23 protein-coding genes are annotated in these 26,742 nt (G+C 63.8%); 19 read left to right on the top strand and 4 right to left on the bottom strand.

The features are described from left to right. Positions 1-28: 28 nt before the first annotated feature. From kdpF to FFS30_RS18745, 11 genes are all read left to right on the top strand, one after another. On the top strand, positions 29-121 hold the full coding sequence (gene kdpF, locus FFS30_RS18795; protein WP_137914729.1) for a K(+)-transporting ATPase subunit F: 93 nt from the start codon (positions 29-31) through the stop codon (positions 119-121). Continuing rightward, positions 118-1,923, top strand: a complete 1,806-nt coding sequence (kdpA, locus tag FFS30_RS18790) for a potassium-transporting ATPase subunit KdpA (RefSeq protein WP_137914728.1) — start codon at positions 118-120, stop codon at positions 1,921-1,923. Before kdpF ends, kdpA begins: the two co-directional genes overlap by 4 nt. A gap of 148 nt (positions 1,924-2,071) precedes the next feature. After that, positions 2,072-4,138 (top strand): potassium-transporting ATPase subunit KdpB, encoded by a 2,067-nt coding sequence (kdpB, locus tag FFS30_RS18785; protein ID WP_137914727.1) that lies wholly within the window; start codon positions 2,072-2,074, stop codon positions 4,136-4,138. A 17-nt stretch (positions 4,139-4,155) separates the two neighbouring features. After that, a complete protein-coding gene (locus FFS30_RS18780) occupies positions 4,156-4,359 on the top strand; it encodes a hypothetical protein (RefSeq protein ID WP_137914726.1) in 204 nt (67 codons plus the stop codon). A 63-nt stretch (positions 4,360-4,422) separates the two neighbouring features. After that, positions 4,423-5,841: an outer membrane beta-barrel protein gene (locus FFS30_RS18775; RefSeq protein ID WP_249352549.1), complete on the top strand. Its 1,419-nt coding sequence runs from the start codon at positions 4,423-4,425 to the stop codon at positions 5,839-5,841. 30 nt (positions 5,842-5,871) lie between these two features. Then, positions 5,872-6,444, top strand: coding sequence for a potassium-transporting ATPase subunit KdpC (kdpC, locus tag FFS30_RS18770; protein ID WP_137914724.1), 573 nt, complete (start codon positions 5,872-5,874; stop codon positions 6,442-6,444). Between the two features lie 13 nt (positions 6,445-6,457). Continuing rightward, on the top strand, positions 6,458-6,739 hold the full coding sequence (locus tag FFS30_RS18765) for a hypothetical protein (RefSeq protein ID WP_137914723.1): 282 nt from the start codon (positions 6,458-6,460) through the stop codon (positions 6,737-6,739). A 365-nt stretch (positions 6,740-7,104) separates the two neighbouring features. Continuing rightward, entirely contained in the window at positions 7,105-7,452 is a 348-nt protein-coding gene (locus tag FFS30_RS18760; protein WP_137914722.1) for a hypothetical protein, read from the top strand. Between the two features lie 354 nt (positions 7,453-7,806). Beyond that, positions 7,807-8,553: a hypothetical protein gene (locus tag FFS30_RS18755; protein WP_137914721.1), complete on the top strand. Its 747-nt coding sequence runs from the start codon at positions 7,807-7,809 to the stop codon at positions 8,551-8,553. A gap of 228 nt (positions 8,554-8,781) precedes the next feature. Continuing rightward, positions 8,782-10,485, top strand: coding sequence for a hypothetical protein (locus FFS30_RS24460; RefSeq protein WP_137914720.1), 1,704 nt, complete (start codon positions 8,782-8,784; stop codon positions 10,483-10,485). Between the two features lie 100 nt (positions 10,486-10,585). After that, a complete protein-coding gene (locus FFS30_RS18745; protein ID WP_212742518.1) occupies positions 10,586-11,632 on the top strand; it encodes a glycosyltransferase in 1,047 nt (348 codons plus the stop codon). A 34-nt stretch (positions 11,633-11,666) separates the two neighbouring features. On the opposite strand, the gene galE is transcribed toward FFS30_RS18745, so the two are convergent. Next, a complete protein-coding gene (gene galE, locus FFS30_RS18740; RefSeq protein ID WP_137914719.1) occupies positions 11,667-12,662 on the bottom strand; it encodes a UDP-glucose 4-epimerase GalE in 996 nt (331 codons plus the stop codon). Between the two features lie 86 nt (positions 12,663-12,748). Here galE and FFS30_RS18735 point away from each other — a divergent pair, with 86 nt between their 5' ends. Genes FFS30_RS18735 through FFS30_RS18725 form a run of 3 tightly spaced genes read left to right on the top strand, consistent with a single transcriptional unit; the run spans position 12,749 to position 17,609 of the window. Further along, positions 12,749-15,535, top strand: coding sequence for a sensor histidine kinase KdpD (locus FFS30_RS18735; RefSeq protein WP_249352548.1), 2,787 nt, complete (start codon positions 12,749-12,751; stop codon positions 15,533-15,535). After that, positions 15,532-16,236 carry a response regulator gene (locus FFS30_RS18730; protein WP_137914718.1) on the top strand — a complete coding sequence of 235 codons (705 nt, stop codon included), beginning with the start codon at positions 15,532-15,534 and terminating at the stop codon, positions 16,234-16,236. The genes FFS30_RS18735 and FFS30_RS18730 overlap by 4 nt, the downstream gene beginning before the upstream one ends. 20 nt (positions 16,237-16,256) lie before the next feature. After that, a complete protein-coding gene (locus FFS30_RS18725) occupies positions 16,257-17,609 on the top strand; it encodes a hemolysin family protein (RefSeq protein WP_137914717.1) in 1,353 nt (450 codons plus the stop codon). 63 nt (positions 17,610-17,672) lie between these two features. Here the strand turns inward: FFS30_RS18725 and FFS30_RS18720 are convergent, their stop codons facing one another. Then, complete coding sequence (locus FFS30_RS18720; RefSeq protein ID WP_137914716.1) at positions 17,673-18,566, bottom strand: SDR family oxidoreductase; 894 nt, start codon at positions 18,564-18,566, stop codon at positions 17,673-17,675. A gap of 100 nt (positions 18,567-18,666) precedes the next feature. Here FFS30_RS18720 and FFS30_RS18715 point away from each other — a divergent pair, with 100 nt between their 5' ends. From FFS30_RS18715 to FFS30_RS18700, 4 genes are all read left to right on the top strand, one after another. Beyond that, positions 18,667-19,506, top strand: a complete 840-nt coding sequence (locus tag FFS30_RS18715) for a helix-turn-helix transcriptional regulator (RefSeq protein ID WP_137914715.1) — start codon at positions 18,667-18,669, stop codon at positions 19,504-19,506. A gap of 310 nt (positions 19,507-19,816) precedes the next feature. Beyond that, positions 19,817-21,961, top strand: coding sequence for an elongation factor G (gene fusA, locus FFS30_RS18710; protein WP_137914714.1), 2,145 nt, complete (start codon positions 19,817-19,819; stop codon positions 21,959-21,961). Between the two features lie 141 nt (positions 21,962-22,102). After that, entirely contained in the window at positions 22,103-22,819 is a 717-nt protein-coding gene (locus tag FFS30_RS18705) for a YebC/PmpR family DNA-binding transcriptional regulator (protein WP_137914713.1), read from the top strand. 116 nt (positions 22,820-22,935) lie between these two features. After that, positions 22,936-23,832, top strand: a complete 897-nt coding sequence (locus FFS30_RS18700; protein ID WP_137914712.1) for a hypothetical protein — start codon at positions 22,936-22,938, stop codon at positions 23,830-23,832. 128 nt (positions 23,833-23,960) lie between these two features. Here FFS30_RS18700 and FFS30_RS18695 read toward each other — a convergent pair whose 3' ends face one another. Both FFS30_RS18695 and FFS30_RS18690 read right to left on the bottom strand, forming a co-directional pair. After that, a complete protein-coding gene (locus tag FFS30_RS18695) occupies positions 23,961-24,710 on the bottom strand; it encodes a hypothetical protein (protein WP_137914711.1) in 750 nt (249 codons plus the stop codon). 28 nt (positions 24,711-24,738) lie between these two features. Continuing rightward, complete coding sequence (locus FFS30_RS18690) at positions 24,739-25,866, bottom strand: histidine kinase (protein WP_249352547.1); 1,128 nt, start codon at positions 25,864-25,866, stop codon at positions 24,739-24,741. 573 nt (positions 25,867-26,439) lie between these two features. Here FFS30_RS18690 and FFS30_RS18685 point away from each other — a divergent pair. Next, complete coding sequence (locus FFS30_RS18685; protein ID WP_137914920.1) at positions 26,440-26,703, top strand: tyrosine-type recombinase/integrase; 264 nt, start codon at positions 26,440-26,442, stop codon at positions 26,701-26,703. Positions 26,704-26,742: the final 39 nt, after the last annotated feature.

The raw sequence follows: 26,742 nt of genomic DNA, 5'->3' as shown, positions 1-26,742 counted from the left end.
TCGCCCTGTGCAAGAACGGAGCGAAACGATGAGCTCCCTGTATTGGATCGCCGGCCTCGTCGCGCTCGCATTGAGTGCCTATCTCGCCGTGGCCCTGCTCAAACCGGAGTGGTTCGAATGACCGCCAATGCGTGGCTGCAAATCGGCCTCTATCTCGTTGTCCTGCTGCTGACGGTCAAGCCGCTCGGCGCCTTTATGGCTGCCGTGTTCGCGGACAAGCCGAACCGTGTCAATCGCATCGGCGCGCCGGTCGAGCGTTTGATTTATCGCGTGTCCGGCATCCGCGCGGACGAGGACATGAGCTGGAAGCGCTATGCGATCGCGATGCTTGCGTTCAACGTGCTCGGCCTGCTCGTCGTCTATCTGCTGCAGCGCGTGCAGCAGTGGCTGCCGCTCAATCCGCAGGGCTTCGGCGCAATCGCGCCCGATTCGGCGATGAACACCGCGATCAGCTTCGCCTCGAACACGAACTGGCAGGGCTACGGCGGCGAGTCGACGATGAGCTATCTGACCCAGATGCTCGGACTCGCCGTGCAGAACTTTCTTTCGGCCGCGACCGGCATCGCCGTGCTGATCGCGCTGATCCGCGGCTTCGTGCGCAAGACCGCCAAAGGCATCGGCAATTTCTGGGTCGACCTGACGCGCAGCACGCTGTACGTGCTGCTGCCGTTGTCGTTCGTCGTCGCCCTGCTGCTCGCCTCGCAAGGCGTCGTGCAGAACTTCAGCGCCTACCAGGACGTGCCGCTGCTGCAGCCGACCACGGCGACCGAGACGGTCAAGGACGCCGACGGCAATGCGGTGAAGGACGCCGCGGGCAAGGAGGTGACCAAGGAAACGCCCGTCGCCGCGCAGACCCTCCCTTTCGGGCCGGCCGCGTCGCAGATCGCTATCAAGCACCTCGGCACCAACGGCGGTGGCTTCTTCAACGCGAACTCGGCGCATCCGTACGAGAACCCGACGCCGTTTTCCAATTTCATCGAGATGCTCGCGATCCTGCTGATTCCCGCCGCGCTCTGCTACACCTTCGGCGCCATGGTCGGCGACCGCCGCCAGGGCTGGGCCCTGCTCGCGACGATGCTGGTGATCTTCGTGCCGCTGGTGATCGGCTGCACGATGGCGGAGCAGGCCGGCAACCCCGCGCTAAGCGGCCTGCCGCTCGACCAGCAGGCGAGTGTGCTGCAGGCCGGCGGCAACATGGAGGGCAAGGAGACGCGCTTCGGCATCGCCGCGTCGAGCCTGTTCGTCACGATCACGACGGCGGCGTCGTGCGGCGCGGTCAACGCGATGCACGATTCGCTTACCCCTCTCGGTGGCCTCGTACCGATGTGGCTGATGCAGCTCGGCGAAGTGATCTTCGGCGGCGTCGGCTCGGGTCTGTACGGTCTGATCGCGTTCGCCGTCGTGGCCGTGTTTATCGCCGGCTTGATGGTGGGAAGAACTCCGGAGTATCTCGGCAAGAAGATCGAAGCCTACGAGATGAAGATGGCGAGCCTCGTCGTGCTGATTCCGTGCGCACTGATCGTTATCGGCACTGCGATCGCCGTGCTCTCTCCGGCCGGGGTGGCCGGCATCGCCAACCCGGGCATCCACGGCTTCAGCGAAATTCTCTACGCATTGTCGTCGGCGTCGAATAACAACGGCAGCGCATTCGGCGGCCTGTCGGCGAACACGCCGTTCTGGAACGTGCTGACTGGCCTATGCATGTTCCTCGCGCGCTTCCCGCTCGCGATCGGCATGCTCGCGATCGCGGGTTCGCTCGCGGCGAAGAAGCACGTGCCGCAGTCCGCCGGCACGCTGCCGACGCACACGCCGCTGTTCGTCGTGCTGCTCGCGAGCACGGTGATCGTGATCGGCGCTCTGACCTTCCTGCCCGCGCTTGCGCTGGGGCCGATCGCGGAACAGCTGATCGCGTCCGGCCACTGAAATCCTGCTCGTCATTCCCACGTGCTTCTAGCGGGAATCCAGCGACTTTGTCTTTGGCCTCGACAAACAACAAAACAAGCAAAGGCACTGGATTCCCGCCTTCGCGGGAATGACGAGCCAAAGCAAGGAATCACATACGGAATTCATTATGACTACTGCAACTACCAGCGCACTGAGCAAAGAATTGCTGATCCCCGCGATCGGCGACGCGTTCCGCAAGCTCTCGCCGCGTGCGCAGTTCCGCAACCCGGTGATGTTCGTCGTCTTTGTCTGCAGCGTCCTGACCACGGCCCTGTGGATCCAGGCCTTGGTCGGACAGGGCGAGGCACCTTCGGGCTTCATTCTCGGCGTCGCCCTCTGGCTGTGGTTCACTCTGCTGTTCGCGAACTTCGCCGAGGCGATCGCCGAAGGCCGTGGCAAGGCGCAGGCGGCTTCGCTGCGCGGCGCGCGCAAGGACGTCGTCGCCAACAAGATCCCTTCGCTCGACAAGCGCGACGCGATCACTGTCGGCTCAGCGAGCGACTTGCGTAAGGGCGACCTCGTCATCGTCAAAGCCGGCGAGTTCATTCCCGGCGACGGCGAAATCGTCGAAGGCGCGGCCACCGTCGACGAAAGCGCGGTGACCGGCGAGTCGGCACCGGTGATCCGCGAATCGGGCGGCGACCGCTCTTCAGTCACCGGCGGCACGCGCGTGCTGTCGGACTGGATCATCATGCGCATCGTCAGCAATCCGGGCGAGAGTTTTCTCGACCGCATGATCGCGATGGTCGAAGGTGCGACACGGCGCAAGACGCCGAACGAGATCGCGCTGACCATCCTGCTCGCCAAGTTTTCGCTGATCTTCCTGCTTGCCTGCGCGACCTTGCTGCCCTACTCCCTGTACGCCGTGCAGAGCGCGGGCCACGGCGAGCCGGTGACGATCACGGTGCTCGTCGCCCTGCTCGTCTGCCTGATTCCGACCACGATCGGCGGCCTGCTTTCGGCGATCGGCATCGCCGGCATGGATCGCATGATCCAGGCCAACGTCATCGCGATGTCGGGGCGCGCGGTCGAAGCCGCCGGCGACGTCGACGTGCTCCTGCTCGACAAGACCGGCACGATCACCCTCGGCAACCGCCAGGCGGTCGCGTTCTATACGGCCCCCGGCGTGGACGACAAAGCGCTCGCCAACGCCGCGCAACTCGCCTCGCTCGCCGACGAGACGCCCGAAGGCCGCAGCATCGTCGTGCTCGCCAAGGACAAGTTCGGTCTGCGCGAACGCGAGCTCGGCGGCAGCGGCGTGGTGTTTGTGCCGTTCACCGCGCAGACGCGCATGAGCGGCGTCGACATCGGCACGCAGCAGATCCGCAAAGGCGCGCTCGATGCGGTGAAGAAGTACGTCGAAGCGCAGGGCGGCGCCCTGCCGGCCGCGGTGACGCGCGCCGCCGAAGACATCGCGCGCAAGGGCGGCACGCCGCTCGTCGTTGCCGAGAACAGTCAGGCGCTCGGCGTCATCGAGCTCAAGGACATCGTCAAGGGCGGCATCCGCGAGCGCTTCGCCGAACTGCGCCGCATGGGCATCAAGACGATCATGATCACCGGGGACAACCCGCTGACCGCGGCATCGATCGCCGCCGAAGCCGGCGTCGACGACTACCTCGCCGAAGCGACGCCCGAGGCCAAGCTCAAGCTGATCCGCGATATCCAGGCCGAAGGCCGCCTCGTCGCCATGTGCGGCGACGGCACCAACGACGCGCCCGCGCTCGCGCAGGCCGACGTCGCCGTGGCGATGAACAGCGGCACCCAGGCGGCGAAGGAAGCCGGCAACATGGTCGATCTCGACTCGAACCCGACCAAGCTGATCGAGGTCGTCGAGATCGGCAAGCAGTTGCTGATCACGCGCGGATCGCTGACCACGTTCTCGATCGCCAACGACGTGGCCAAGTACTTCGCCATCATCCCGGCGGCGTTCGCCTCGACCTACCCGGCGCTCAACGCACTCAACATCATGCATCTCGCCACACCGCAGAGCGCGATTCTCTCGGCGGTGATCTTCAACGCGCTGATCATCATCTTCCTCATTCCGCTTGCACTGAAAGGCGTGCAGTACCGCGCCGTCGGCGCGGGCGAACTGCTGCGCCGCAACCTGCTCGTCTACGGCGTGACCGGCCTGATCGTGCCGTTCGTCGGCATCAAGATCATCGACATGATCCTCGTCGCCCTGCACCTGGCGTGAAAAACAAGGAGAACACCATGCACATGCATTTGCTCAGAACCGTCTACCCGCATCCCGAAGTTGAAGCGATCGAACCCGAAGCGCCGAGCGCGGCGAACGACGCAAGTTATGAAGCGACGCGCTTGACCTCCGTCACCGCGCTACCGGCCTCGACGCAAGACAAGCCGAAATACGCCAGCGCCGAAGACGAGTACTACCTCGGCGGCTACGCCGGCATCTGAGGCAAGCCTGTGAGCGTTTCGCCCCGCTCGATGAAACCAATCAATTAAGAATAAGGAATACCTGTGCGTCTACTGCTTCTTTCCACCGCCCTGCTGCTCGCCGCGACAAACAGCGCCCATGCCGATACAGGCAGCGGCGATTGCAGTCAGGGCTTTTTTTCACGTCTCGCGGCAGCCTATCGTGAGGACGCCAATCCCGCGCCGGCTGACCCGAATGCGCCGGCACCGGCGCGGCGCGCAATGGATTCGCCGTTCTCCTCGCCGCCGTTTCCCTCCGCCGAATGGCAGCTCGGCGGCGTCGCTTATCCGATCGGTGTACCTAACGAGAACTCACAATATCCGCTGGAAAAGGCGCTCGCGTGCACCGACCTCGGCCAGTGGATGCAGAAGAACCGTATCGAGGTCTACGGCTGGATCAACCCTTCGGTGAATCTGAGTTCGTCGAGCCATACGAACTATCCGCTTTCGTATGCGTCGCGCCCGAATCGCGTCGAATTCAACCAGTTCCTGTTCCGCATCGAGCGTATTCCCGACACGGTGCAGACCGACCACATCGATTGGGGCTTCCACTTCGACAACCTGTACGGCTACGACTATCACTACACCACGATGAAGGGCATATTCAGCAATCAATTGCTCAATAACCCGAATCCGAATCAGCCGCTTAACGGCAAGATCTACGGTTATGACCCGATGCTGTTCTACGGAGACATTTATATTCCGTGGGTCGCCCAAGGCATGGACGTGCGCATCGGCCGTTGGCTGTCGCTGCCGGACATCGAAGCGCAGTTTTCGCCGAACAACTATCTGCTGACCCATTCGATTCTGTACACGGTCGATCCTTACACGCAGATGGGCGTGATGACGACCACCAAACTGAGCGATCAGTGGACGGTCCAGCTCGGCCTCAACGGCAGCAACGACGTGGCCCTGTGGAATCCGTCGGCGCGCCTGTCACTGCAGGCCTGCGTGCGCTGGGTGTCGGCCGACAACAACGACATGATCTATCCCTGCGTCAACAACTGGAACAAGTCGGACTACAACTACAACAACATCCAGATGTTCGTCGTCACCTGGGGGCATCGCTTCACCCCGAATGTGCACACTCTGACCGAGGTGTATCGCATCTACGGACGCAACATCCCAGGCTACGGTCCCGGCGCCACGCCGGGCGTCGCCGGTTCGTCGCCCTACCCGGGCAATGCCGGCGCCTTCGGCATCGTCAACTACCTCAACGTCGAACTCGATCCGGCCAATATGATCTCGTTCCGCAACGAGTGGTACAACGACGAAAAGGGCCAGCGCACCGGTTTTCCGACCCACTACACGAGCCACACCCTCGGCATGACGCACTGGGTGTCGCCTGATCTCGAGCTGCGTCCGGAGTTGCGCTACGAGCATTCTTACGACGTCCCGGCCTACGACGGTGGACGCAAGAACAGCCAGACCACGCTTCTGCTCGACGCGATCCTGCATTTCTAATTTGTAAGGCCAATGTCCTACGGTGCTCTCATGAAAACGCTATTCCGCCCCGCTCTGACCCTGCTGCTCGTCCTCACTCTCGTCACCGGCGTGCTCTATCCGCTGATCGTCACCGGCATCGCACAGGTATTGTTCGGCAATGCCGCCAACGGCAGCCTGATCATGCGCGACGGCAAGGCGCTCGGGTCGAGCCTGATCGGCCAATCGTTCAACGATCCGAAGTATTTCTGGGGCCGGCCTTCGGCAACGACGCCGTTTGCGAACAATTCGGCGTCTTCGACCGGTTCGAATCTTGGGCCGACCAACTCGGCGTTGACTGACGCGGCCAAGCAGCGCATCGATGCGCTGCATGCGGCCGATCCCGGCAACACCGCGCCGGTGCCGGTCGATCTGGCCGCCGCATCGGGCTCGGGCCTCGATCCGGAAATCTCGCCGGCCGCGGCCCAGTATCAGCTAGCGCGCGTGGCCCGCGTGCGCGGGCGTACCGAAGCCGATGTCGCCAAGTTGATTGCCCAAGCCACGGAAGGCCGGCAGTTGGGCATCCTCGGCGAGCCACGCGTCAACGTACTGCGCCTGAATCTGCTACTCGACGGCAAGCTGTGACAGGAGCGTGGCAATGCATGCCTTGCAAGTCCTCGGCACCCTCGCTGTCATCGCCGCTTTTGCCAGTTGCGCTTTCGACAACGGTTCTCTGCGTTGGGCGCTCGTCGCTCTCGTCGTGTGCGCCGTCGGCACCGTCATCGAATTCGCACTCGGCGCGTGGCCGCTCGGTCTCGCGGCCGGTGCGCTCAGCATCGTTGCCGGTTGCCGTGGGTGGCGGCGTTTGATTCAACGACGTATCGACGCGCGCGCCCTGCTCGCCTCGAATCCACCGCAGAATCTGCATCCGCATGTATGAGCCCGCACGAACCTTGACCAGTACCGAGAGCACGCAGCGTCCATTTTGACGTGGCTTGGCAACACTGCCGTTCGCCACGGGCGAGAGGCATCTGAGAGTCGCAGCTACCACTCTTTTTACGAGGCCGCACTCAGCGGCAGCTCGAACACCGATATTGCGACGATCGGGCTGCGCCAAAGAATTTGGCCACAAGCCTGATCAGGCAGCTCTCGCGAATGACGCGTAGCGTCCAGACGTGAACGTCCGCCCCGAGCGGGCGTCTTATTTCTTTTCTTTACTCAAAATTTATCCCATACCCCAAATTTTGCGTACAAATTTTATAAGCAAAGAAATAAAATAATCGCCTCAAAAAATCTCTTACCTTCATGAAACCCAATATCAAAAACGCATTTCTCAAATTAACGATTTCGACAGTGACGTCCCTATCGCTTTTTTCCATTTCACATGCGGACGAAGAAAAATTTGGCCGCGTTCGAGACAGGCAAAACGATGTCATTCACGTCTGTTTCCACGAAAACGCAAGGTTGCTGGTCGGCGATGCTTTTTCCCTTGAGCGCAACACGGTCGGCACACATCCCAAGGGAGAAACGATGATTCGCCCGGAAGAAGTCGGGACGATCCGGATCACCGCCGCCACTTCGGAAAAATGCGCCGCAGCGCAACTGCTCAATGGCACGGTTCAAGAATCGGATTGGGTTATTCGGCCGCGATAGCTCGGCAGAGGGGTGCCAAGACCCCTCGATGCTTTCGTCCAAGTGAGAGATTCGAGGCCAGCTTGAAATTCTGCCCGCAGCGCAGCCTCCGGGGCGATGCGGGCGACCGACGGAGCGCGCGGACAAACGCGTGTATCGCGTTGCGGAAGCGCCGAGCCCGGCCACACCAGCGCGGCTCGCGTCCCGCCAGCCCGACGTGCCCGGCAAACCGCGGGGCAGTGCGCTGCGCCTGAACCCGCTGCTCGACGGCAAGGGCTGAGCGCGGTGCTTACACATCCTAAAATGTGGCGCAGTCGACACTCCAAAAGCCCTGCGCCGACGTATCATCGGCGCCTGTCTCAGGGGGACTCGCTCGTGGAAAAAATTCGCCAAGCTTTGTTGGTGTTCGTTTTGCTGTGCGCCGCGTCGACGGCGTCGGCTCAAGTCGTCGTGCCGGCAGGCGGCTCGCTCGCCCTAGGCGGCGGCAGCCTCAATCTTTCCGGTTCCAGCCTGCAGATCAGCGGACTGCTCTCGCTGGCCGGCGGCAGTCTGGCCAACGTAGCCAACCTGATCATCGGCGCGGGCGGCACACTCGATGCCGGCAGCGGACAGATCACCGTGAAAGGCGACTGGTCGAACTCCGGCAATTTCCTCGCCGGCAGTAGTTCGGTCAACTTCGTCGATGGCGTGGCTTCGTCGCAAATCCTCGGCAATACGGGCTTCGCCAACGTGAGCTTCCTCAGCGCGACGGGCAAGAGCTATCTCTTCGCGGCGGGCACCACGCAGACGATCGCCGGCCTGCTGACCATCGGCGGCGTCGCCGGCTTGCCGATCCAGTTCCGCAGCACGGCCGCCGGACAAGCCGCGAACATCAACCTACTCTCGGGCGGTTCGCAAAGTATTACTCACGTCGGTGTTTCCGACGTGCACGCGGTCGGCCAGCAGCTCGCGCCGAATCAGACCAACGAAGGCGGCAGCGGCAATGCCACCGGATGGTTCGCTGCGGTGATCAACAACACCGCCATACCCGCAAACGCGCTGTCGCCGCTCGGCATGCTCTTGTTCGGACTGGCGATGCTCGCCGGTGCCGGCCTCGCGCGCCGGCCCGGCCTGAAAGCCTAGAACGACGCTCAAGGCGGTTTCGACAGGAGCGTCACCCTGCGCAATTCCGCCTTGCGCCTTTCACCGCTGAATTTTCCGTCGCCGGCATCGAGACTGCCGGCGATATCGCAGTGAAACCGCCCGCAGGCGGCGATTTGGTTTGGTAATCGTCAACGGCAATTTCGTATAGCGCCGACACCCCGGTTTGCCCGTACATCCTTCTCCGCCGGATATCGATCGAGACCGTCCATGAACACACTTTCTCTGCGCCAGTCGCTGCTCAGCGTCGCCATCGCCGCGACCTTGCCTTTCACTTGCGCATCCGCCCAGGACGTCACTGTCACGCCGCCGAGCGGCGGCGGTTTCGTCGTCAAGGACAGCAGCGGCAACGCGATCCGCCTTCGCGTCGACGCAAGCGGCAACCTGATCCTGCCCGGCCTCGGCGCTTCCACCCAGCAAGGCGCCCTGGTCTGCTTCAACACGGCCACCGGCACGCTCGGCCCCTGCGTGCCGGGTACCGGAACGGGCAACGGTCCGGCCGGACCAACCGGGCCGATGGGCGTCACCGGACCGACCGGCCCAACGGGCGTTACCGGCGCGACCGGCGCAGGCGTAACCGGAGCGACCGGTGCCGTCGGCGCAACGGGCCCGACCGGGCCCGGAGGAACCGGCAGCATTGGCCCGACCGGCCCGACGGGTGCCGTCGGCACCGCCGGCGCAACAGGCCCGATCGGACCCGTTGGCCCGACCGGACCCGGAGGAACCGGCAGCGTCGGTCCCACCGGCGCGACGGGCGCCGTCGGCGCCGCGGGAGCAACCGGCCCGATCGGATCCATAGGCCCCACCGGCCCGCAGGGGCAGCAGGGCGTTCAAGGGATCCAGGGCGCGACCGGTTCTACCGGTGCCACGGGCGCGACGGGCAGCGCGGGCCTGACCTATCTAGGTACCTGGGACAACGCGACGAGCTATGCAGTCAACTCGGTCGTGTCCTACAACGGATCGAGCTACGTCGCAGTCAACAGCAACCTCAACGTCGCCCCTGGTTCCGCCCCCACCGTCTGGTCGGTGCTTTCGGCACAGGGCGCAACCGGTGCGACCGGCGCCGGCTTGACCGGCGCAACAGGTCCGACCGGTGCCGTAGGCGCAAGCGGTGCTACCGGCGCGACCGGCGTCGCCGGTGCGACGGGAGCAACGGGTGCAGGTGCAACGGGTGCGACTGGCATCACCGGTCCGATAGGAGCGACGGGCCCCACAGGGCCGGCCGGACCGGCAGGTGCCACCGGACCGACCGGCGCCGTCGGTGCTGCCGGCGCGACGGGCGCGACCGGTGCCGGCTTCGCCAACGGCACGGCCGCAGGACAAATTTACGTGACCGGCACCACTCCTTTTTCGCCGCAGACCCCGGCGACCGTCACCGGCGACGTCACCCTGAGTTCGGCGGCGGTGACGACGCTCGGCACCGCGCAGGCCACGGGCAACCGCGTCGTCACCGCGCTCGGCAATGCGAACACGGGAACCATTCCGACCGCGCGGCTCGGCAGCAATTCGGGCGCGGGCGCCACGGCGTTCCTCAAGGCCAACGGCGCGTTCGCGGTTCCGACCGCCGCGTCGAGCAACGTCCTTTCCGCCAGCACCAACGAGATCAATTCCAGCACGACGATCGCCGATACGGACACTCACTCCTACTTCGGCGTCGGCACGGCCGGCCTCACGGTCACCTTGCCCACCTGCGTCATGGGCAAGCGCATCATTTTCTTCGTGCCGAACTCGGGAACGACCTTCGCTTCGCAGGGCGGTGCGCAAATAGTCCGGGCGGCGGCAGGCGGCAGCGGAACCTCGGTGCTGATTCCGACCACGCCGACGACGGCGCCGCCGACCGTCGCGTTCGCCGGCTTCTATCCGGCCGGAAGCACCGGTACTTGCCAGTGGTGGTACGCAATCAATCAGCTCTGAGCGAAACGCGGGCGCCGCGCGCGCCCGATCGTTCCAACGAAACCCTTTTCGGAGAACCGTGGCAATCGTGCACAATCCGCAGATGCGAATCTGCCTCTCGATGATCGTAAAGAACGAAGCCGCCGTGATCGAGCGCTGCCTGCGCTCGGTCCGGCCGCATATCCACGCCTGGGCGATCTCCGATACCGGATCGACCGACGGCACCCAGGACATCATCCGCCGCACGCTGGCCGATCTGCCCGGTGAGCTGATCGAACGACCCTGGGTCGATTTCTCCACCAATCGCAACGAGGCGCTCGACCTCGCGCGCAAGCACGGTGACTACGCCCTGGTCATCGACGCCGACGACACCATCGTCGCCTCGGACTTCGGCGAGCTGAGCGCCGACTGCTACGACATGGTCATTCAGTTCGGCGCGTTGACCTACAGCCAGCCGCATCTGGTCCGGCTCGACAAAGGTTTTTTCTATACCGGCGTCACCCACGAATACATCGACTGCGCTCAGACTTTCACCCGCGCCACCTTGAAGAACGCGTTCTATCGCATCGGCGACGACGGCGCGCGGCGCACGAGCGGACGCAAGTACGTCGAGGACGCGCGCATTCTGGAAAAAGCGCTGGCTGCCGATCCGGGCAACGCGCGCTACCAGTTCTATCTCGCCCAGAGCTATCGCGACGGCGGCATGATCGACAAATCGATCGCAGCCTATGCCAAGCGCGCAGCGATGCCGGGCTGGGACGAAGAGACTTACGTCGCAAAACTGCAGTTCGCCCTGCTCAAGGAGCGCAACGGAGCGAAGCACGCCGACATCGTCGAGGCCTATCTCGATGCTTACGATTTCCGCCCGACGCGCGCCGAAGCGCCTTGCGAACTCGCGCGCTACTGGCGCCTGCGTCAGCGCTACGTGCTCGCGCGCGACTTCGCGCGCATCGCCGCCGCGATCGTCCAGCCCGAAGATCGCCTGTTCATGGACCAGAGCATCTACGACTGGCGTGCGCGCGACGAGTTGTCGATCGCGCTGTACTGGTGCAACGATCGCGAAGAAAGCGCGCGCCTCTGCCGCGAACTGCTCGCCGATCCCCGTCTGCCGCGAAGTGAGCAAGACCGCGTAACGCGCAACCTCGCGTTCGCGCTGGCAAAGAACTGAGCGGCATTCGCGTCGGCGCGGTTCGGCAAAATCTTCAGTCCGCTTTCTCGGCGGCAGCGCATTTGCGCTCCCAGGCCAGCGCGGTGCTCGCGATCAGATCGAGATCGTCGCAGCGCGGCTGCCAGTCGAGCACGCGGCGGATTCTGCCGGCGTCGGCGATCAGGGATGGCGGATCGCCCGCCCGCGGCGGCAGCTCCCTGACCTCGAGTGCCGAGCCGGCCGCACGCTCGACTGCGCCGATCACTTCGCGCACCGAATAGCCGTGGCCGTAACCGCAGTTCAACGTGGTCGAAGCGCCGCCGTCGCGCAAATAGCGCAGGGCTTGCACATGCGCGAGGGCGAGATCGTGTACGTGGATGTAGTCGCGCACCCCGGTGCCGTCGGGGGTGGCGAGATCGGTGCCGAAAATCGATACGTGCGGGCGCTTGCCGACCGCGGCCTCACAGGCGACCTTCATCAATAGCGTGGCATTGCGCGTCGACTGGCCGATGCGTCCGTGCAGGTCGGCACCGGAAACGTTGAAATAACGCAGCGCGACATAGCGCGGGCCGCCGGCCGCGGCGAGGTCGCGCAGCATCCATTCGCTCATAAGCTTGGAGGCGCCGTAAGGATTGATCGGCGCGGTCGGCGTTTCCTCGCTCGCAACCCCGCTGGCCGGCATGCCGTATACGGCGGCCGTCGACGAAAAGACGAAGTGCGCAATGCCATGCGCCTGGCACGCGGCGAGCAGGCTGCGCGTCGCGCAGGTGTTGTTGGCGTAATAGCGCAGCGGATCGGCAACCGATTCGGGCACGACGGTGCGCGCGGCGAAGTGCATGACCGTGTCGATGCCGTGCGCGGAGAGGGTGCGCGCGACGAGCGCAGCATCGCCGACGTCGCCGACCACGAGTTCCGCGCCGAGCACGGCGGCGGCGAATCCTGTGCTCAGATCGTCGAGGACGACGACTTTCTCGCCGGCCTCGGCGAGCTGCAGCGCAACGTGACTGCCGATATAGCCCGCGCCGCCGGTGACGAGTATGGCTCCCCGCATATTGAATCTCGATCCAAATTCGACGATGGCGCGATTGTCCCAAATTCCGCGCGAGCCTACCGCAAACCGCAGCAACGGGCATCCGCATGCCGCGCACGACCGAATCGCCTGCCGTGCGTGTGCGACAATGCCGCATGGCTGCAAACCTGCCCGAACGCCGCACGCAAAACCAGCGGCTGGACCCCGACGAACTGCTCGCGCGCATGCGCCGCGAAGAAGCCCGCGCGCAACGCGGCCGGCTGAAAATTTTCTTCGGCGCCGCGCCCGGCGTCGGCAAGAGCTATGCGATGCTCGAAGCGGCGCGCAAGCTCAGAACGGAAAACGTCGACATCGTCGTAGGCTATGTCGAACTGCACGGCCGCGCCGATACCGAGAAACTTCTCGAAGGTCTCGAAGTACTGCCGCCGCAGCAGCTCGAACACCGCGGCGTGGTGCTGACCGAGTTCGACGTCGACGCGGCACTGCGGCGCCATCCGCGCGTGGTCTGCGTCGACGAACTCGCACACAGCAACCATGCCGGCGCGCGCCATCCCAAGCGCTGGATGGACGTCGAGGAACTGCTCGGCGCCGGCATCGACGTCTACACCACGGTCAACGTGCAGCACATCGAAAGCCTCAACGACGTGGTCGCGCAGATCACCGGCGTGCAGGTGCGCGAGACCGTGCCCGACCGCGTGTTCGACGCGGCCGACGAGGTCGAACTGGTCGACCTGCCGCCCGACGAATTGATCCAGCGCCTGCGCGAAGGCAAAGTCTACGCGACCGAGAAGACCGGCCAGGCGCTGACCTCGTTTTTCCGCAAAGGCAACTTGATCGCGCTGCGCGAACTCGCTTTGCGCACGACGGCCGATCGCGTCGATGCGGCGCTGCGCGCGTATCGCGAAGATCATGCGATCGCGGAAACCTGGGCCGCGGGCGAGCGCGTGCTCGTCTGCATCGGTCCCGACCCGCTGTCCGAACGCCTCGTGCGCGCCGCACGCCGGCTGGCGACCGCGCTGCACGCGGGCTGGATCGCGGTCTACGTCGAGACGCCGGCGCTCGCGCGCATGCCGCGCGCGGCGCGCGACCGCGTGCTGGCGAATTTGAAACTGGCCGAGACGCTCGGCGCGGAAACGGCGAATCTGTCGGGCGAATCGGTCGCCAACGAACTGATCGCCTACGCGCGCCGGCGCAACGTCAGCAAGATCATCATCGGCAAACCGAGCCGCAGCCGCTGGCGCGACCGGCTGCGGCCGTCCCTGGTCGACGAGATCGCGCGGCTCAGCGGCGTGATCGATGTTTACGTGATCTCCGGCGAGAAGAACGAAGACGCGCCGCAGCCGCAGCGCGCGCCGCGGCGTACGAGCCCGTGGTCGGCCTACGCGCGCAGCGCGGCGGTCGTCGCCGTGATCACGCTGATCTGCGAACTGCTCTACACGCATATCGAGCTGACCAATCTCGTCATGCTCTATCTGCTCGGCACCGTCTACGTCGCCGCGCGTATAGGCCGCGGGCCGTCTGCGCTCGCCGCCGTGCTCAGCGTATGCCTGTTCGATTTCCTGTTCGTGCCGCCGATCTACTCGTTCGCGGTTTCCGACGCGCAGTACCTGATCACCTTCGGCGTGATGCTCGCCACCGGCTTCGTCATCAGCCACTTCGCCGCGCGCGGAAAGCGTCAGGCCACCGTCGCGCGGGCGCGCGAACGACGCACGAACGAACTCTACGCTTTGAGCCGCGAGCTGGCCAAAGCGCGCAACGTCGACGACCTCGGCCGCATCGTGATCAAACACATCCTCGCCGACATCGACGGCGAAGCCGCCGTACTGCTGCCCGACGCCGACGGCCATCTGCTCGATCCGAGCCACTTCTGCACGCGCGGCGCCGTGGTCGCAAACGCGGCGCGCTACCCGGTGCCCGGCAACGATCTCGGCATCGCGCAGTGGGCCTACGATCACCGCCAGAAAGCCGGACGCAATACCGACACACTGGCCAACGGCGATGCGCTTTACCTGCCGCTCAACGCACTCAAGCGCTGCATCGGCGTGGTCGGACTGCGGCCGAAAGACCCGGCGCGGCTCGACGTGCCCGAACAGATGCAACTGATCGAATCCTTCGTCAGCCAGGCCGCGGTCGCGATGGAGCGCGTGCAGCTCGCCGAGACCGCGCAGGCGGCCGACGTCGAGATCGAATCGGAGAAAATGCGCAACGCCCTGCTCTCTTCGATCTCGCACGATTTCCGCACGCCGCTCGCGAGCATCGTCGGCGCCGCGTCGACCTTGCTCGACGAATCCGGCCAGCCGATCGAGGCACCGCAGCGCAAGGCGCTGCTGCGTACCGTGCTCGATGAGGCCAACCGCCTGCACCGCCTGGTCGGCAACCTGCTCGACCTGACCCGGCTGACCTCGGGCAAGCTGAGCCTGAAGCGCCAATGGGTGCCGCTCGAGGAAATCCTCGGCGCTGTGCTGCATCGCCTGCACGAAGCGCAGGGCGGACGCGAGATCAAGGTAGACCTGCCGGCCGACCTGCCACTGCTGCACGTCGACGAAGTGATGATCGAGCAGCTTTTGTTCAACCTGCTCGACAATGCGCAAAAGTACACTCCGGGCGGCAGTTCTATCGAAGTGAGCGCGGGCACGGCGCGCGACGAAATCGTCGTCAGCGTGCGCGACCACGGTCCGGGCCTGCCGGCCGGCGAAGAGACGCTGGTGTTCGAGAAATTCCACCGCGGCCGCGACGAAGCGGCGCAGAGCGGCTTCGGTCTCGGCCTCACCATCGCCAAGGCGATCGTCGAAGCGCACGGCGGCGACATCCGCGCGCGCAACTACTCGGCCGACCGCGGCGGCGGCGCCGAATTCACCTTCACTCTGCCGCTGATCTCGGAACCGCAAGGATGAACGCCGCTGCGCCGCGCGCCAACGTGCTCGTGATCGAGGACGATCCGCAGATCGCGCGCTTTCTCGCGACCGCGCTCGATGCACACGGATATGCCGTGCAGATCGCGACCAACGGTACCGAAGGCCTGCGCGAAGCGGCGCTGCGCCAGCCCGACATCACGATCGTCGACCTCGGCCTGCCGGATATTTCCGGGCTCGACGTGATCTCGCGGCTGCGCGAATGGTACGCGCGCCCGATCCTCGTGCTGTCGGCGCGCAATCGCGAGAGCGACAAAGTCGGCGCGCTCGACCTCGGCGCCGACGACTATCTGACCAAACCGTTCGGCATCGGCGAACTGCTCGCGCGCCTGCGCGTGGCCGAACGCCACCGCGCGCACAGCGAGCGCCCGGATACCGAGGCGCGCATCGAAGCGGGCGACCTGGTCATCGACCTCGCCGCGCACCGCGTCCAGCGCGGCGGCGCCGACGTGCATCTGACCCCGATCGAATATCGCCTGCTCGCCGCGCTCGCGCGCCACCGCGGCAAGGTCATGACTCATCGCCAGCTGCTTGCCGAGGTCTGGGGCGCAGCGCATGTCGAGTCGCCGCACTACCTGCGCATCTACATGCGCGCGCTGCGCCACAAGATCGAAACCGATCCCACGCAGCCGAAACATCTACTGACCGAGGTCGGCGTCGGTTATCGTCTTGCCGACGACTGAGAGAGGAAACCCGGATTCGCATGGATACTTTCGCCGCCGACCTTTGGCGCATCGCCGCGGTACTGTTGCTCGTGTTCGCCAACGGCTTTTTCGTCGCGGCGGAATTTTCCCTGGTGTCGATGCGCCGCAGCCGTGTCACCGAACTGGTCGAACTCGGGCGCATGAACGCGACCGCCCTGCATCGCGCCGTGGAACGCCTCGATGCTTATCTCGCCGCGACTCAGCTCGGCATCACCATCTCGTCGCTCGCGCTCGGCTGGATCGGCGAGCCGGCGCTCGCGCATCTGATCGAACCGCTGCTCGCGCCGCTCGGCGGCAGCGCGGCAGCGGCATCGCATGTGATCGCGGTCGCCATCGCCTTCGTCGTCATCACCGTGCTGCACATCGTCCTCGGCGAACTCGCGCCGAAGAGTCTGGCCTTGCAGCGCAGCGAACGCACGGCATTGCTTATCGTGCGTCCGCTCGCGGCGTTCCTGTTCGTGTTCCGTCCGGCGATCTACGTCCTCAACGGCCTCGGCAACGGCGTGCTGCGGCTGTTCGGCCTGCGCCCGGGCAGCGGCGAAGAAGGCGCGCTGCATTCGCCCGACGAGTTGCGCATGCTCGTCGCCGAGAGCAGCCGCGCCGGCCTGCTCCAGCACGCACAGCAGGAAGTGGTCGAGCGTACGTTCAATCTCGGCACGCGGCGCGCGCGCGACATCATGACGATCCGCCCGGACGTGGTCTGGATCGACGCGGACGATTCGCACGAGACGATCCTGCGCGAAGTGCGGGAGTGCCGCCACGAACAACTGCTGCTCTGCCGCGGCGGCATCGATGAAGTGCTCGGCGTGGTGCGCAAGCGCGACCTGCTCGACCAGTTGCTCGACGGCGCCGAACTTGCGCCGCAGGCGGTCATGCAGAAATCGCTCGTGGTGCACGAGGCGACGCCGATCTTCAAGGTCATCGAAGAGTTCCGCACGCGCCCCGTGTCGATGGCAATCGTGACCGACGAATACGGCACGCTCTGCGGCGTGGTCACGCGTGCCGACCTGCTCGAAGCGATCGCCGGCGACGACGAAGACCAGGAGAGCGAACCGGAAATCGTCGTCCGCGACGACGGCTCGTTCCTGATCGACGGGCTCGCCGCGGTGGCCGACGTGTTCGACCGCCTCGGCATCCGCCGCTGGCCGGAGATGCGCGATTTCAACACGCTCGCCGGCTTCGCCCTGCAGGATTTCGGCCGCATTCCGACGGCCGGCGACGCCTTCGTCTGGGAAGGCTGGCGCTTCGAGGTCACCGATATGGACGGCCATCGCATCGACAAGCTGCTCGCCACGCGCCTGCCCGAAGCGCGCGCGGCCGGCGGCGACGAGGGCGACGAACATAGCGGATAAGCGTTCGCCGGCGGGTCGATCCGCGAATTTGCGAATCGACGCGCCGGACGAAGACGGTGTTCCTTAGCCCGTCGCGAGCTGCAACCGTTCGAGGTCGGCGAGCAGGCCGGGACCGACGGGCTGCCAGCCGAGCCGCTTCCGCGTCAGCGCGCTGCTCGCCGGCATATCGCGCGCGGCAAACGCGGCAAGCCAGCCGAAGTAGGCCGCCGCCTTTTCCGCAGCGATGGATACCACCGGCACCTTCAATTGCCGGCCGACGACTTCGGCGATATCGCGGTTCGCTACGCCCTCTTCCGCGATGGCATGGTATTTCGCACCGCGCTGCGCTTTTTCGATCGCAAGCCGATAGACGCGTGCCGCATCGAGCAGATGCACCGCAGACCAGCGATTGCTGCCGTCGCCCACATAGGCGGCCTGTTGCTTCTCGCGGGCGATTGCAATCGTGTAGCTGACCAGACCCTGCCGAATCGTGTTGTGAACCTGGGGCAGGCGCACGACCGAAACATTCGCGCCGGCCGCAAGCGCGGCGTCGGCCCCTTCCTCGGAGGCCGCGCGCGGCACGACCGACGCAGGCAAATGCGGATCTTCCTCGGTGGCGGCGTGGCCGGGCGGTACGTCGAGGCCGGTGCCCGAAGTGACGATCAACGGGCGGTCGGAGCCGGCCAGCACTGAACCCAAGGCTTCGATCACGCGCCGATCGTCTTCGCAGTTCTGCGCGAATCTGGAAAAGTCGTGGTTGAACGCGGTGTGGATCACGCCGTCCGCTTCGGCTGCGCCGCGCTTGAGGCTGTCGATGTCTTCGAGCGAACCGCGATGCACTTCGGCCCCGGCCGCGATCAGCGCCGCAGCCGAAGCGTCGGAGCGCGCGAGGCCGAGCACCTCGTGCCCCGCGGAAATCAATTCATTGACGACGGCCGAGCCGACGAAACCGCTCGCACCGGTGACAAAAATACGCATGGTTATCTCCTGTCCGGAATGGACGGAGACTAATTTCGGCGCATAATGTATCGGGGTACAGTAGTGACGTTATACAGGTATAAAAACTAACAGGACGGGCATGTCTGCCATGCAAGACAACCAGTTCGGCGACTATCTCAAGGATCGCCGCGCGAAACTCGATCCGGCTTCGTTCGGCCTGCCCCTGCGGCGCCGGCGCACGCCCGGCCTGCGCCGCGAAGAGGTCGCGCAGCGCGCCCACGTCAGCGCGACCTGGTACACCTGGCTCGAACAAGGCCGTGGCGGCGCGCCCTCGGCCAATGTGCTCGACCGCATCGCCGGCGCGCTGATGCTGACTGATGCCGAACGCGAGCATCTGTTCCTGCTCGGCCTCGGCCGGCAGCCCGAAGTCCGCTACCGCGCGGCCGAAGGCGTCACGCCGCGCCTGCAACGCGTGCTCGACGCGCTGCCGTTCAGTCCGGCGATCGTCCGCACCGCGACCTGGGACGTCGTCGCGTGGAACCGTGCCGCCGTGGCGGTACTGACCGACTATGCGATGATCCCGCCGGAGCGGCGCAACATTCTGCGCATGATCTTCTGCGATCCGCGCGTCCGCGCCGTGCAATACGACTGGGAAAGCGTCGCGCGCTTCGTCGTCGGCACGTTCCGCGCTGATGCGGTGCGCGCAGGCGCATCGAAGGAAATCGAGGCGCTCATCGCCGACCTGAGCCGGCAAAGCCCCGAGTTCGCCGCGATGTGGCGCGAACGCGATGTGCGCACGCATGGCGAGGGCACGAAACAATTGCGCCATCCGGTTGTCGGCCCGATCGCCCTGGAGTTCTCGGGCTTCGCCGTCGACGGCCGGGCCGACCTGAACATGGTCATCTACAGTCCGGCAACGCCGGAGGACCAAGCGCGGATCGAAAGCCTGATCCGGGCGCTGCCGAAACCGGCGCGATAAACCGCGACAGACGGCGCCCGGACCGGGCGCGAACGCCGCACTTTGCCGCCGACAGGCGGCAAAAACCGCAAGTCACCCGGGGCGAGCCGGCCTGGGTGCACAAAAGGGGATCAAAACAGGTATAATCAGCGGGTTAAGCGACCCGCAACGACGACTCGCGTCTCCGTTGATCTTCCACCGAACGATCGGCGTCGCGTCAAACGACTTTCATCCGCCTTCGGCATCCTCGATCGGTTGCCGCGGGCGATTGCATTTTCGATCGCCCGAATCACTTCCAGTTTTCCAGTTCCAAACCTTCGAGTTCAAGACCATGGCCAGAACCAAAGACCTCAAGTTCTATCGCAACATCGGCATCATCGCGCACATCGACGCGGGCAAGACGACGACGACCGAGCGCGTGCTCTACTACACCGGCAAGAAGCACCAGATCGTCGACGTGCACGACACCAAGGACGGCAAGGGTTCGACCACGACCGACTACCTCGAACAGGAACGCAAGCGCGGCATCACGATTCAGTCCGCCGCGGTCTCGACCGAGTGGAAGGGCTACCAGATCAACGTCATCGACACCCCGGGACACGTCGACTTCACGATCGAAGTGAACCGTTCGCTGCGCGTGCTCGACGGTGCGGTCGTCGTGTTCGACGGCGTCGCCGGCGTGGAGCCGCAGACCGAGACCAACTGGCGCCTCGCCGACCAGTACCGCGTGCCGCGCATGTGCTACGTCAACAAGATGGACCGCATCGGCGCGAACTTCGGCCATTGCGTCAAGGGCATCCGCGAGCGCCTCGGCGCCAACGCCCTGCTCTGCCAGGTTCCGCTCGGCAGCCATGACGAATTCTGCGGCATGGTCGACCTCGTCGCCGGCGTCGGCTACAAGTGGGATTCGCACGACAAGGATTCGACCTGGGAAACGATTCCGCTCGACCAGGTCAAGGACAAGGTCAAGTTCGCCGCGACCGCCGACAACGAGTGGGTCGCGAACCTGCCGAAGCTGCGCCAGGACCTGCTCGAAAGCGCGCTCGCGATGAACGACGAAGCGTTCGAGAAGCTGCTCGAGACCGGCGAGTTCGACCCGGCCGTGCTCAAGGCCTGCATCCGCAAGGGCTGCATCGAAGGCAAGCTGGTGCCGGTGTTCTGCGGTTCGTCTTATCGCAACAAGGGCGTGCAGCAGTTGCTCGACGGCGTCATCGACTATCTGCCGGCCCCGGGTGAGAACGGCGGTATCGCGATGGTCGACGAAGACGGCAAGGCGATCGGCGTGCAGGAAGTGACCGACGACGCGCCGGCGCGCGCGCTCGCGTTCAAGGTCATCAACGACCAGTTCGGCACCCTCACCTTCGTGCGCGTCTATTCGGGCGTGATCAAGAAAGGCGACACCCTGCTCAACGTCACGCGCGACAAGAAAGAGCGCATCGGCCGCATCGTCGAAGTGCAGGCGAACGCGACCAAGGACATCGAAGAAGTCCGCGCCGGCGACATCTGCGCCTTCGTCTCGATGAAGGATACGGAAACGGGCGACTCGCTCAGCGATCCGTCGAAGCCCGCGCTGCTCGAGCGCATGCGCTTCCCGGACCCGGTGATCTCGGTCTCGGTTGAACCGAAGAGCCGCAACGACATCGACAAGATGTCGACCGCGCTCTACAAGATGGCCAAGGCCGACCCGTCGCTGCGTCTGCAGGTCGATCCGGCCACCGGCCAGACCGTGCTCAAGGGCATGGGCGAACTGCATCTCGAAGTCACGATCGACCGCATGCGCACCGAGCTCGGCGTCGAGGCGGTCATGGGCAAGCCGAAGGTCAGCTTCAAGGAGAAGTTCGGCCAGGCGGTCGAGCACATCTACACGCACAAGAAGCAGTCCGGCGGTTCGGGCCAGTTCGCCGAAGTGAAGGTCCGCTTCGAGCCGACCGAGCCGGGCACGGGCGTCGAGTTCGTTGACGAAATCGTCGGCGGCCGCATCCCGCGCGAATACATCCCGTCGGTCGACTTCGCCGTCAAGACCGAGTCGAAGAAGGGCCAGATCGCCGGCTACGAAGTCGTCGACTTCAAGTTCACCCTGCTCGACGGCAAGTACCATGACGTCGACTCGTCCGCACTCGCGTTCGAAATCGCCGGCAAGGCCTGCTTCCGCGAAGCGCACAAGATGTCCAAGCCGAAGCTGCTCGAGCCGATGATGAAGATCGAAGTCGTGACCGAAGCCGAGTTCCTCGGCGACGTGATCGGCGACATCAACCGCCGCCGCGGCCAGGTCAGCGACCAGGGCCAGAAGGGTCCGCAGGCGTTCGTCCAGGGCTTCGTGCCGCTGGTCGAAATGTTCGGCTACATCAACTACCTGCGCTCGGCAACGCGCGGCCGCGGCAACTTCACGATGGAGTTCGACCACTACTCCGAAGTGCCGGCCAGCATGGTCGACAAGCTGATGGAAGACGAGAAGAAGGACAACAAGGCCGCCTAAACCACGGCCGAGTTAGAAAGAAAGGCCGGGCCCCGCTCGGCCTTTCTTTTGTCCGCTGTTTGCACCGCTTCGAATCCGGGGCACGGCAAACGCGGGCGGCGCTGATAAAATACGCACACCAGACTATACGCAGGAATTCTTATGGGCAGAGGCCCCAGCATCGAAGGCCGCAAGAACGCCGAAGACGCGCGTCGCGGCAAGATTTTCACCAAGCTCATTCGCGAGATCACGATCGCCGCACGCCAGGGCGCCGACCCCGCCAGCAACGCGCGCCTGCGCGCCGGCATCGACAAGGCGAAAGCGGTCAGCATGCCGAGCGACACGATCGAGCGCGCACTCAAACGCGCGAGCGGCGCCGACGCCGCCGACATGCACGAGCTGCGCTACGAGGGTTACGGCCCCGGCGGCATCGCGATCATCATCGACTGCATGACCGACAACCAGCAGCGCACCGTCGCCGACGTGCGCAGCTCGCTCACCAAGCACGGCGGCAACCTTGGCACGTCGGGCTCGGTCGCCTTCCAGTTCAAGCATCAGGGCGAGCTCGTTTTCGCCACGCCTGACGCGGCAAGCGAGGAAAAAGTCCTCGAAGTCGCACTCGAAGCCGGCGCCGACGATGTGCAGGCGGAGAACGGTCAAAGCACCGTGCTGTGCACGCCGGAGAACTACGAGGCCGTGAAGAAGGCACTCGTCGCAGCGAAGCTCGAACCCACGCGCGCCGACGTGGTCTGGCGTCCGGAAAACCGCGTCAAGGTCGAGGGCGAAACCGAAGAAACCCTGCGCGACCTGCTCGATCGCCTCGAAGAACTCGACGACGTGCAGGAGGTTTATCACAACGCCGCGATCGACGACGCCTGATCGCCGGGCGCAAACGCGGGATCGAATCGGTCGACGGCACGAACATCTTGCAGCATCGATCGACGGCAAGCAGGTCAGTTGAGCAGACGCAATTCGCCAGCGTCCAAGTCAGTCTGATGAAACAAGGGCCGCAGCGGCTTCCGCTTGCGGCCCTTTCGTTTTTCAGACGGCAGTCCCGATACGTGGAAATCTGCTGCGCGCCCGCGACCTTTCTCGCTGACACAATCTTGCGACTTTTCCGATACGTCCCTGTCGTCATCCGCCGATACATTCGCTCCGCCGCAGTGCCGTCAAAAAAACGGCTTGCGGCAGGTCTTCGCGCGCCAAGGGGGGCTCGCGAAATTGATGTATCGCAACGTTACCAGGAGAAATTCATGTACGTTTCGAAGACGACCAAGAAAAACCCGCTCGCGATCGCAGCGGCCTCATTCGCCGTGTACGCGGGCGCGCTATGCGCCAGCTTGAGTCTCAGCTCGACGGCACTCGCTTGGAATGTCTCACCGGGTGGAACGGTGTCGTTCGCCGCGCCAGTCACGCTGAGCACGACGGCACCTCCCTATGCGACAACGGGAGTCAACTGCACCCTGTCGATGCAAGGCTCCTTTGCTCCGAGCACCGGCGAACTGACGATCACGTCGGCTGCGCTCAACTCCAACTGCCAGTACGCGAACGGATCGGCAACGGAAGGGATCAGGGTAGATGCCAATCAATTTCCGATCGGCCCCATGCCATTGGAATGGGACGGAAGCGCGAACACTCTGAGCCTGAACTTCGTTTTCGGTTTCGTTTTCTGGCAGAAGCTCGGGTTCGGCCCCGCTCCGGCCGCGTCCACCTGCACCTTCAACGCGAATCTCATCTGGAACAACACGCAGAACATCAGCAGCTCGCCGCCCTCGAACCAGGCTCAGATCAGCGGCGGCTACGGCACCGCCACCAACGGACATGGACCGACCTACGATTGCTCCATAAGCGGCACGTTCACCATCACGCCGTCGCAATCCATCATCTATTGAAAGTAGTCGCGTGATGCCGCCCCGGTGACCATACTCAATCGACGTCGATCCAAGAGTGTGGCCCGCCGGGGCTCTCCGCACGTAAAGCAACTTCAAGAAGATTCGCGGTAGATTTTGGCGAACCTAAATCAACGATTCGCTTGTTCGTATCGCAGATTGGCAAACAGCCAATTGCTGTAACGCTCGACGACGACCGAACCTATCGGCCGGTTCGCGCTTATGCCGAGGAATTCCGGGACACCGGACGGCATACCTGTCAGCCCTTGCGGGAATATCAACGTCGAATAGATCAATTGCCCCGCGGGATTGAATACCGTCATGTTCACGGGTGCGGGCGTACCGCCAGCGCTGTCGCAACCGAAGCATTGAATGTCCATGCCAATGGCATTGGCGCCCCCGCGAATCTTGATCTGCGCAACAAAGTTGGAGATAACAAAACTGCTCGACTGAGTTTGCGCTCCAAACCAAAAGCTGGCCGGAAGTCCAACCAGCTGATCGACCACTTTCGGGCCTGTCGCCGGTGCAACATTCCCAAAGACCCGGACGGGACCGGCGCCGAATGGCGCCGAACTTCCAATTAAATTGTCAAAATTAGCGCGAGATGCTTGCGGATACACGGCATCGAAAGCGACGCGATCCGAAAATACGGTCACTGCGAGGGGCGTGCTCGACGCCGAATTCTCGGTACTCTCATCGGCGGTTGCGCCAACGCCGGCGCTGATCTCCTGTGCAAAGATGGGGTGGGCGAAGGCGAGACTGGTTAAAACCGCAAATAACGCTGTCAAACGCATAGCTCTCTCCGATATCGATATTGTTTCAAACGGCCGAGGCCGGTGAGCTTTGATATCGCCCCCCGCGTCGGCAACGATACGACTCATGGTTCAGAGAGGAAGTTCCGTTGCCATTTTATGGCAGCGCCAGATCCACAGCTCGGTTCCCGCCCCATCCAACTCTTCGTCGTTCGGCAGCCGGAATGGCAGCAAGATGCTTAAGTGGCACGCGAATGCTGCAAACTGCACCGCGCGGTGAGAGTGCCTCAAGCAGAATCCGCCCCTCGCTGCCGTAGAGCTCGGCCAGACGCAAACGCGAATTGGACAAGCCGATGCCGCGCCGGAACGGATCCTTCGATGTGCCAGCTACCGTGCTGTTTCGGTTCCGCACATCGATGCAAAGATACCCAGTGACACTACTGCAAGAGATTTCTACGCAGTCGTCGCCAATGTGTTTTCCGATGCCATGGCCAATGGCGTTCTCAACGATCGGCTGCAGAATCAGGCTCGGAACAGCGTACTGCATCAACTCCGGAGCAACGTCGACGCGCGCGGTCAGGCGATCCTTGAAACGCACGCACTGAATGCCGAGATAGAGCTCGATCAGATCCAGTTCTTCTTGCAGCGTAATTTCCTGGCGATCATCGTCGAGGTAGGTACGTAACAGTTCCGCAAGACGAAGCAGCATATCCTCAGTAGCAGTTGCATCTTCCCGGCTCAGCGTTGCGGCAGTGTGCAATGCGTTGAACAGAAAATGGGGATGCAATTGCATCTTAAGCAATTGCAAGTGCGATTGAGCAAGCTGGGTTTGAAGGTGGCTCGCTTGTAGCTCTCGGCGCACCTTTTCACGATGCAGCCAAACCGCTTGCCGTGTCAGCACTAGCACCCAGTAGGCCAGAAACCCCGCCTCGCCATGTTTTGAGACAAACTCATCGAGTTGCGGGCGAATTTCAGGCTCTCCGGGCTCAACGAAGAGAGAGAGAAACGTTGCCGCCATCACCGCAAGCACCGTAAACCCGACGCTCATGACAAGATGGAAGCAAAAATTGCGCAAGCGATGAGGCGATTCGATCGGCTTAAGCGCAGACAGCCAGTACGCAAGAGGCCCCAAGGCAAACAGCGTCGACCACTCGACCGCGGCCCAGCGAATATAGTCTGTGGGAGCCCAGACGTGACGGTGCAAATAGACATCAAAAATGTACCATAAGAGCGCGAACACGCCGCATGCGATCATCCACAACGCCACATAAGCGAGCGCACGCATAAAAATTTCGGGCGGATGCACCCTGTCTGCACACATGAACAATTCCAAATCCGAGAATGCGTGGGCATGCTACGCGTACGATCGGAAATTCGAAAGAAATCGCGGAACGAATTGCGATTTGTCGACTTGCAGCTACGATTCGTCTCATCTTCGGGCGCAAGATTCGTCGTTGCACATAGGAGAATCTGCGCGAGCAACTCTTGAGCAAGTAAGCAACACACGACGAAGATGCGCGATTATACGGACTGCTCGGCGCCGGTCTTTTCATCGCGTCAGTTGTTGCTGTTGAAATACTTCAGCCGTGGCGTTCGACGTCACCGTGGCTTGGCGCCATGAACGCCTTTCTAGTTGGCCTAGCGGCCGGTGAAATATCTCGGGCCTTTCGTGGCGGCTCTAGGAACGAGCCAGTCTAGCCGTTTCCCAAAACACCAAGCGGGCGGCGAGGACGCTCAGCTTCGCCGGTGCGCTTTGCCCTATCGTTGATAACACAATCCGGATCGAGGGTACCGGAACAGGCCAACCAAGTCAGGCAAGTGGCGCGAGGTTGCGCCGAACGCTGCGGCTAAGTCTGCCCTGCGCCGCCTCGGAGACGATAGAATATCGCCATGTAGCAAGGATGCTCCGACTCGCGCGTTTGCGGGTGCGGCGAAGAAGGTAGGTATCCGCGGGAATCTACACATCCTCCGTCATACGTTTTGCTCGCATCTCCTGATGCATCGGGTGTCGCTGCGAACTGCCCAGGCCCTAGCCGGCCATTCGAACTTTGCGATTACCGAGCAGTATGCGCACTTTGCAACGCAGGACAAGACAGAAGTGGCAGATAAGATACGGCTGTAGAACTAGCGCAAAACCAGCACAGCAGTATACTTGAAAATA

The sequence above is a fragment of the Rudaea sp. 3F27F6 genome, assembly GCF_005503555.1.
Taxonomy (GTDB): Bacteria; Pseudomonadota; Gammaproteobacteria; order Xanthomonadales; family Rhodanobacteraceae; genus Rudaea.
Note: the sequence above shows the minus strand (reverse complement) of the source record. Positions and strands in the feature narration are given on the sequence as shown.

What these genes read in the sequence shown, in the direction of transcription:
- FFS30_RS18695 (WP_137914711.1), bottom strand. Translation starts at nt 24,710, where the DNA reads ATGAGTCGTATCGTTGCCGACGCGGGGGGCGATATCAAAGCTCACCGG.
- FFS30_RS18760 (WP_137914722.1), top strand. Translation starts at nt 7,105, where the DNA reads ATGAAACCCAATATCAAAAACGCATTTCTCAAATTAACGATTTCGACA.
- kdpA (WP_137914728.1), top strand. Translation starts at nt 118, where the DNA reads ATGACCGCCAATGCGTGGCTGCAAATCGGCCTCTATCTCGTTGTCCTG.
- FFS30_RS18700 (WP_137914712.1), top strand. Translation starts at nt 22,936, where the DNA reads ATGAAACAAGGGCCGCAGCGGCTTCCGCTTGCGGCCCTTTCGTTTTTC.
- FFS30_RS18780 (WP_137914726.1), top strand. Translation starts at nt 4,156, where the DNA reads ATGCACATGCATTTGCTCAGAACCGTCTACCCGCATCCCGAAGTTGAA.
- FFS30_RS18745 (WP_212742518.1), top strand. Translation starts at nt 10,586, where the DNA reads ATGATCGTAAAGAACGAAGCCGCCGTGATCGAGCGCTGCCTGCGCTCG.
- FFS30_RS18715 (WP_137914715.1), top strand. Translation starts at nt 18,667, where the DNA reads ATGTCTGCCATGCAAGACAACCAGTTCGGCGACTATCTCAAGGATCGC.
- kdpF (WP_137914729.1), top strand. Translation starts at nt 29, where the DNA reads ATGAGCTCCCTGTATTGGATCGCCGGCCTCGTCGCGCTCGCATTGAGT.
- galE (WP_137914719.1), bottom strand. Translation starts at nt 12,662, where the DNA reads ATGCGGGGAGCCATACTCGTCACCGGCGGCGCGGGCTATATCGGCAGT.
- FFS30_RS18735 (WP_249352548.1), top strand. Translation starts at nt 12,749, where the DNA reads ATGCCGCGCACGACCGAATCGCCTGCCGTGCGTGTGCGACAATGCCGC.
- fusA (WP_137914714.1), top strand. Translation starts at nt 19,817, where the DNA reads ATGGCCAGAACCAAAGACCTCAAGTTCTATCGCAACATCGGCATCATC.
- FFS30_RS18720 (WP_137914716.1), bottom strand. Translation starts at nt 18,566, where the DNA reads ATGCGTATTTTTGTCACCGGTGCGAGCGGTTTCGTCGGCTCGGCCGTC.
- FFS30_RS18705 (WP_137914713.1), top strand. Translation starts at nt 22,103, where the DNA reads ATGGGCAGAGGCCCCAGCATCGAAGGCCGCAAGAACGCCGAAGACGCG.
- FFS30_RS18765 (WP_137914723.1), top strand. Translation starts at nt 6,458, where the DNA reads ATGCATGCCTTGCAAGTCCTCGGCACCCTCGCTGTCATCGCCGCTTTT.
- kdpB (WP_137914727.1), top strand. Translation starts at nt 2,072, where the DNA reads ATGACTACTGCAACTACCAGCGCACTGAGCAAAGAATTGCTGATCCCC.
- FFS30_RS24460 (WP_137914720.1), top strand. Translation starts at nt 8,782, where the DNA reads ATGAACACACTTTCTCTGCGCCAGTCGCTGCTCAGCGTCGCCATCGCC.
- FFS30_RS18730 (WP_137914718.1), top strand. Translation starts at nt 15,532, where the DNA reads ATGAACGCCGCTGCGCCGCGCGCCAACGTGCTCGTGATCGAGGACGAT.
- FFS30_RS18690 (WP_249352547.1), bottom strand. Translation starts at nt 25,866, where the DNA reads ATGCGTGCGCTCGCTTATGTGGCGTTGTGGATGATCGCATGCGGCGTG.
- kdpC (WP_137914724.1), top strand. Translation starts at nt 5,872, where the DNA reads ATGAAAACGCTATTCCGCCCCGCTCTGACCCTGCTGCTCGTCCTCACT.
- FFS30_RS18725 (WP_137914717.1), top strand. Translation starts at nt 16,257, where the DNA reads ATGGATACTTTCGCCGCCGACCTTTGGCGCATCGCCGCGGTACTGTTG.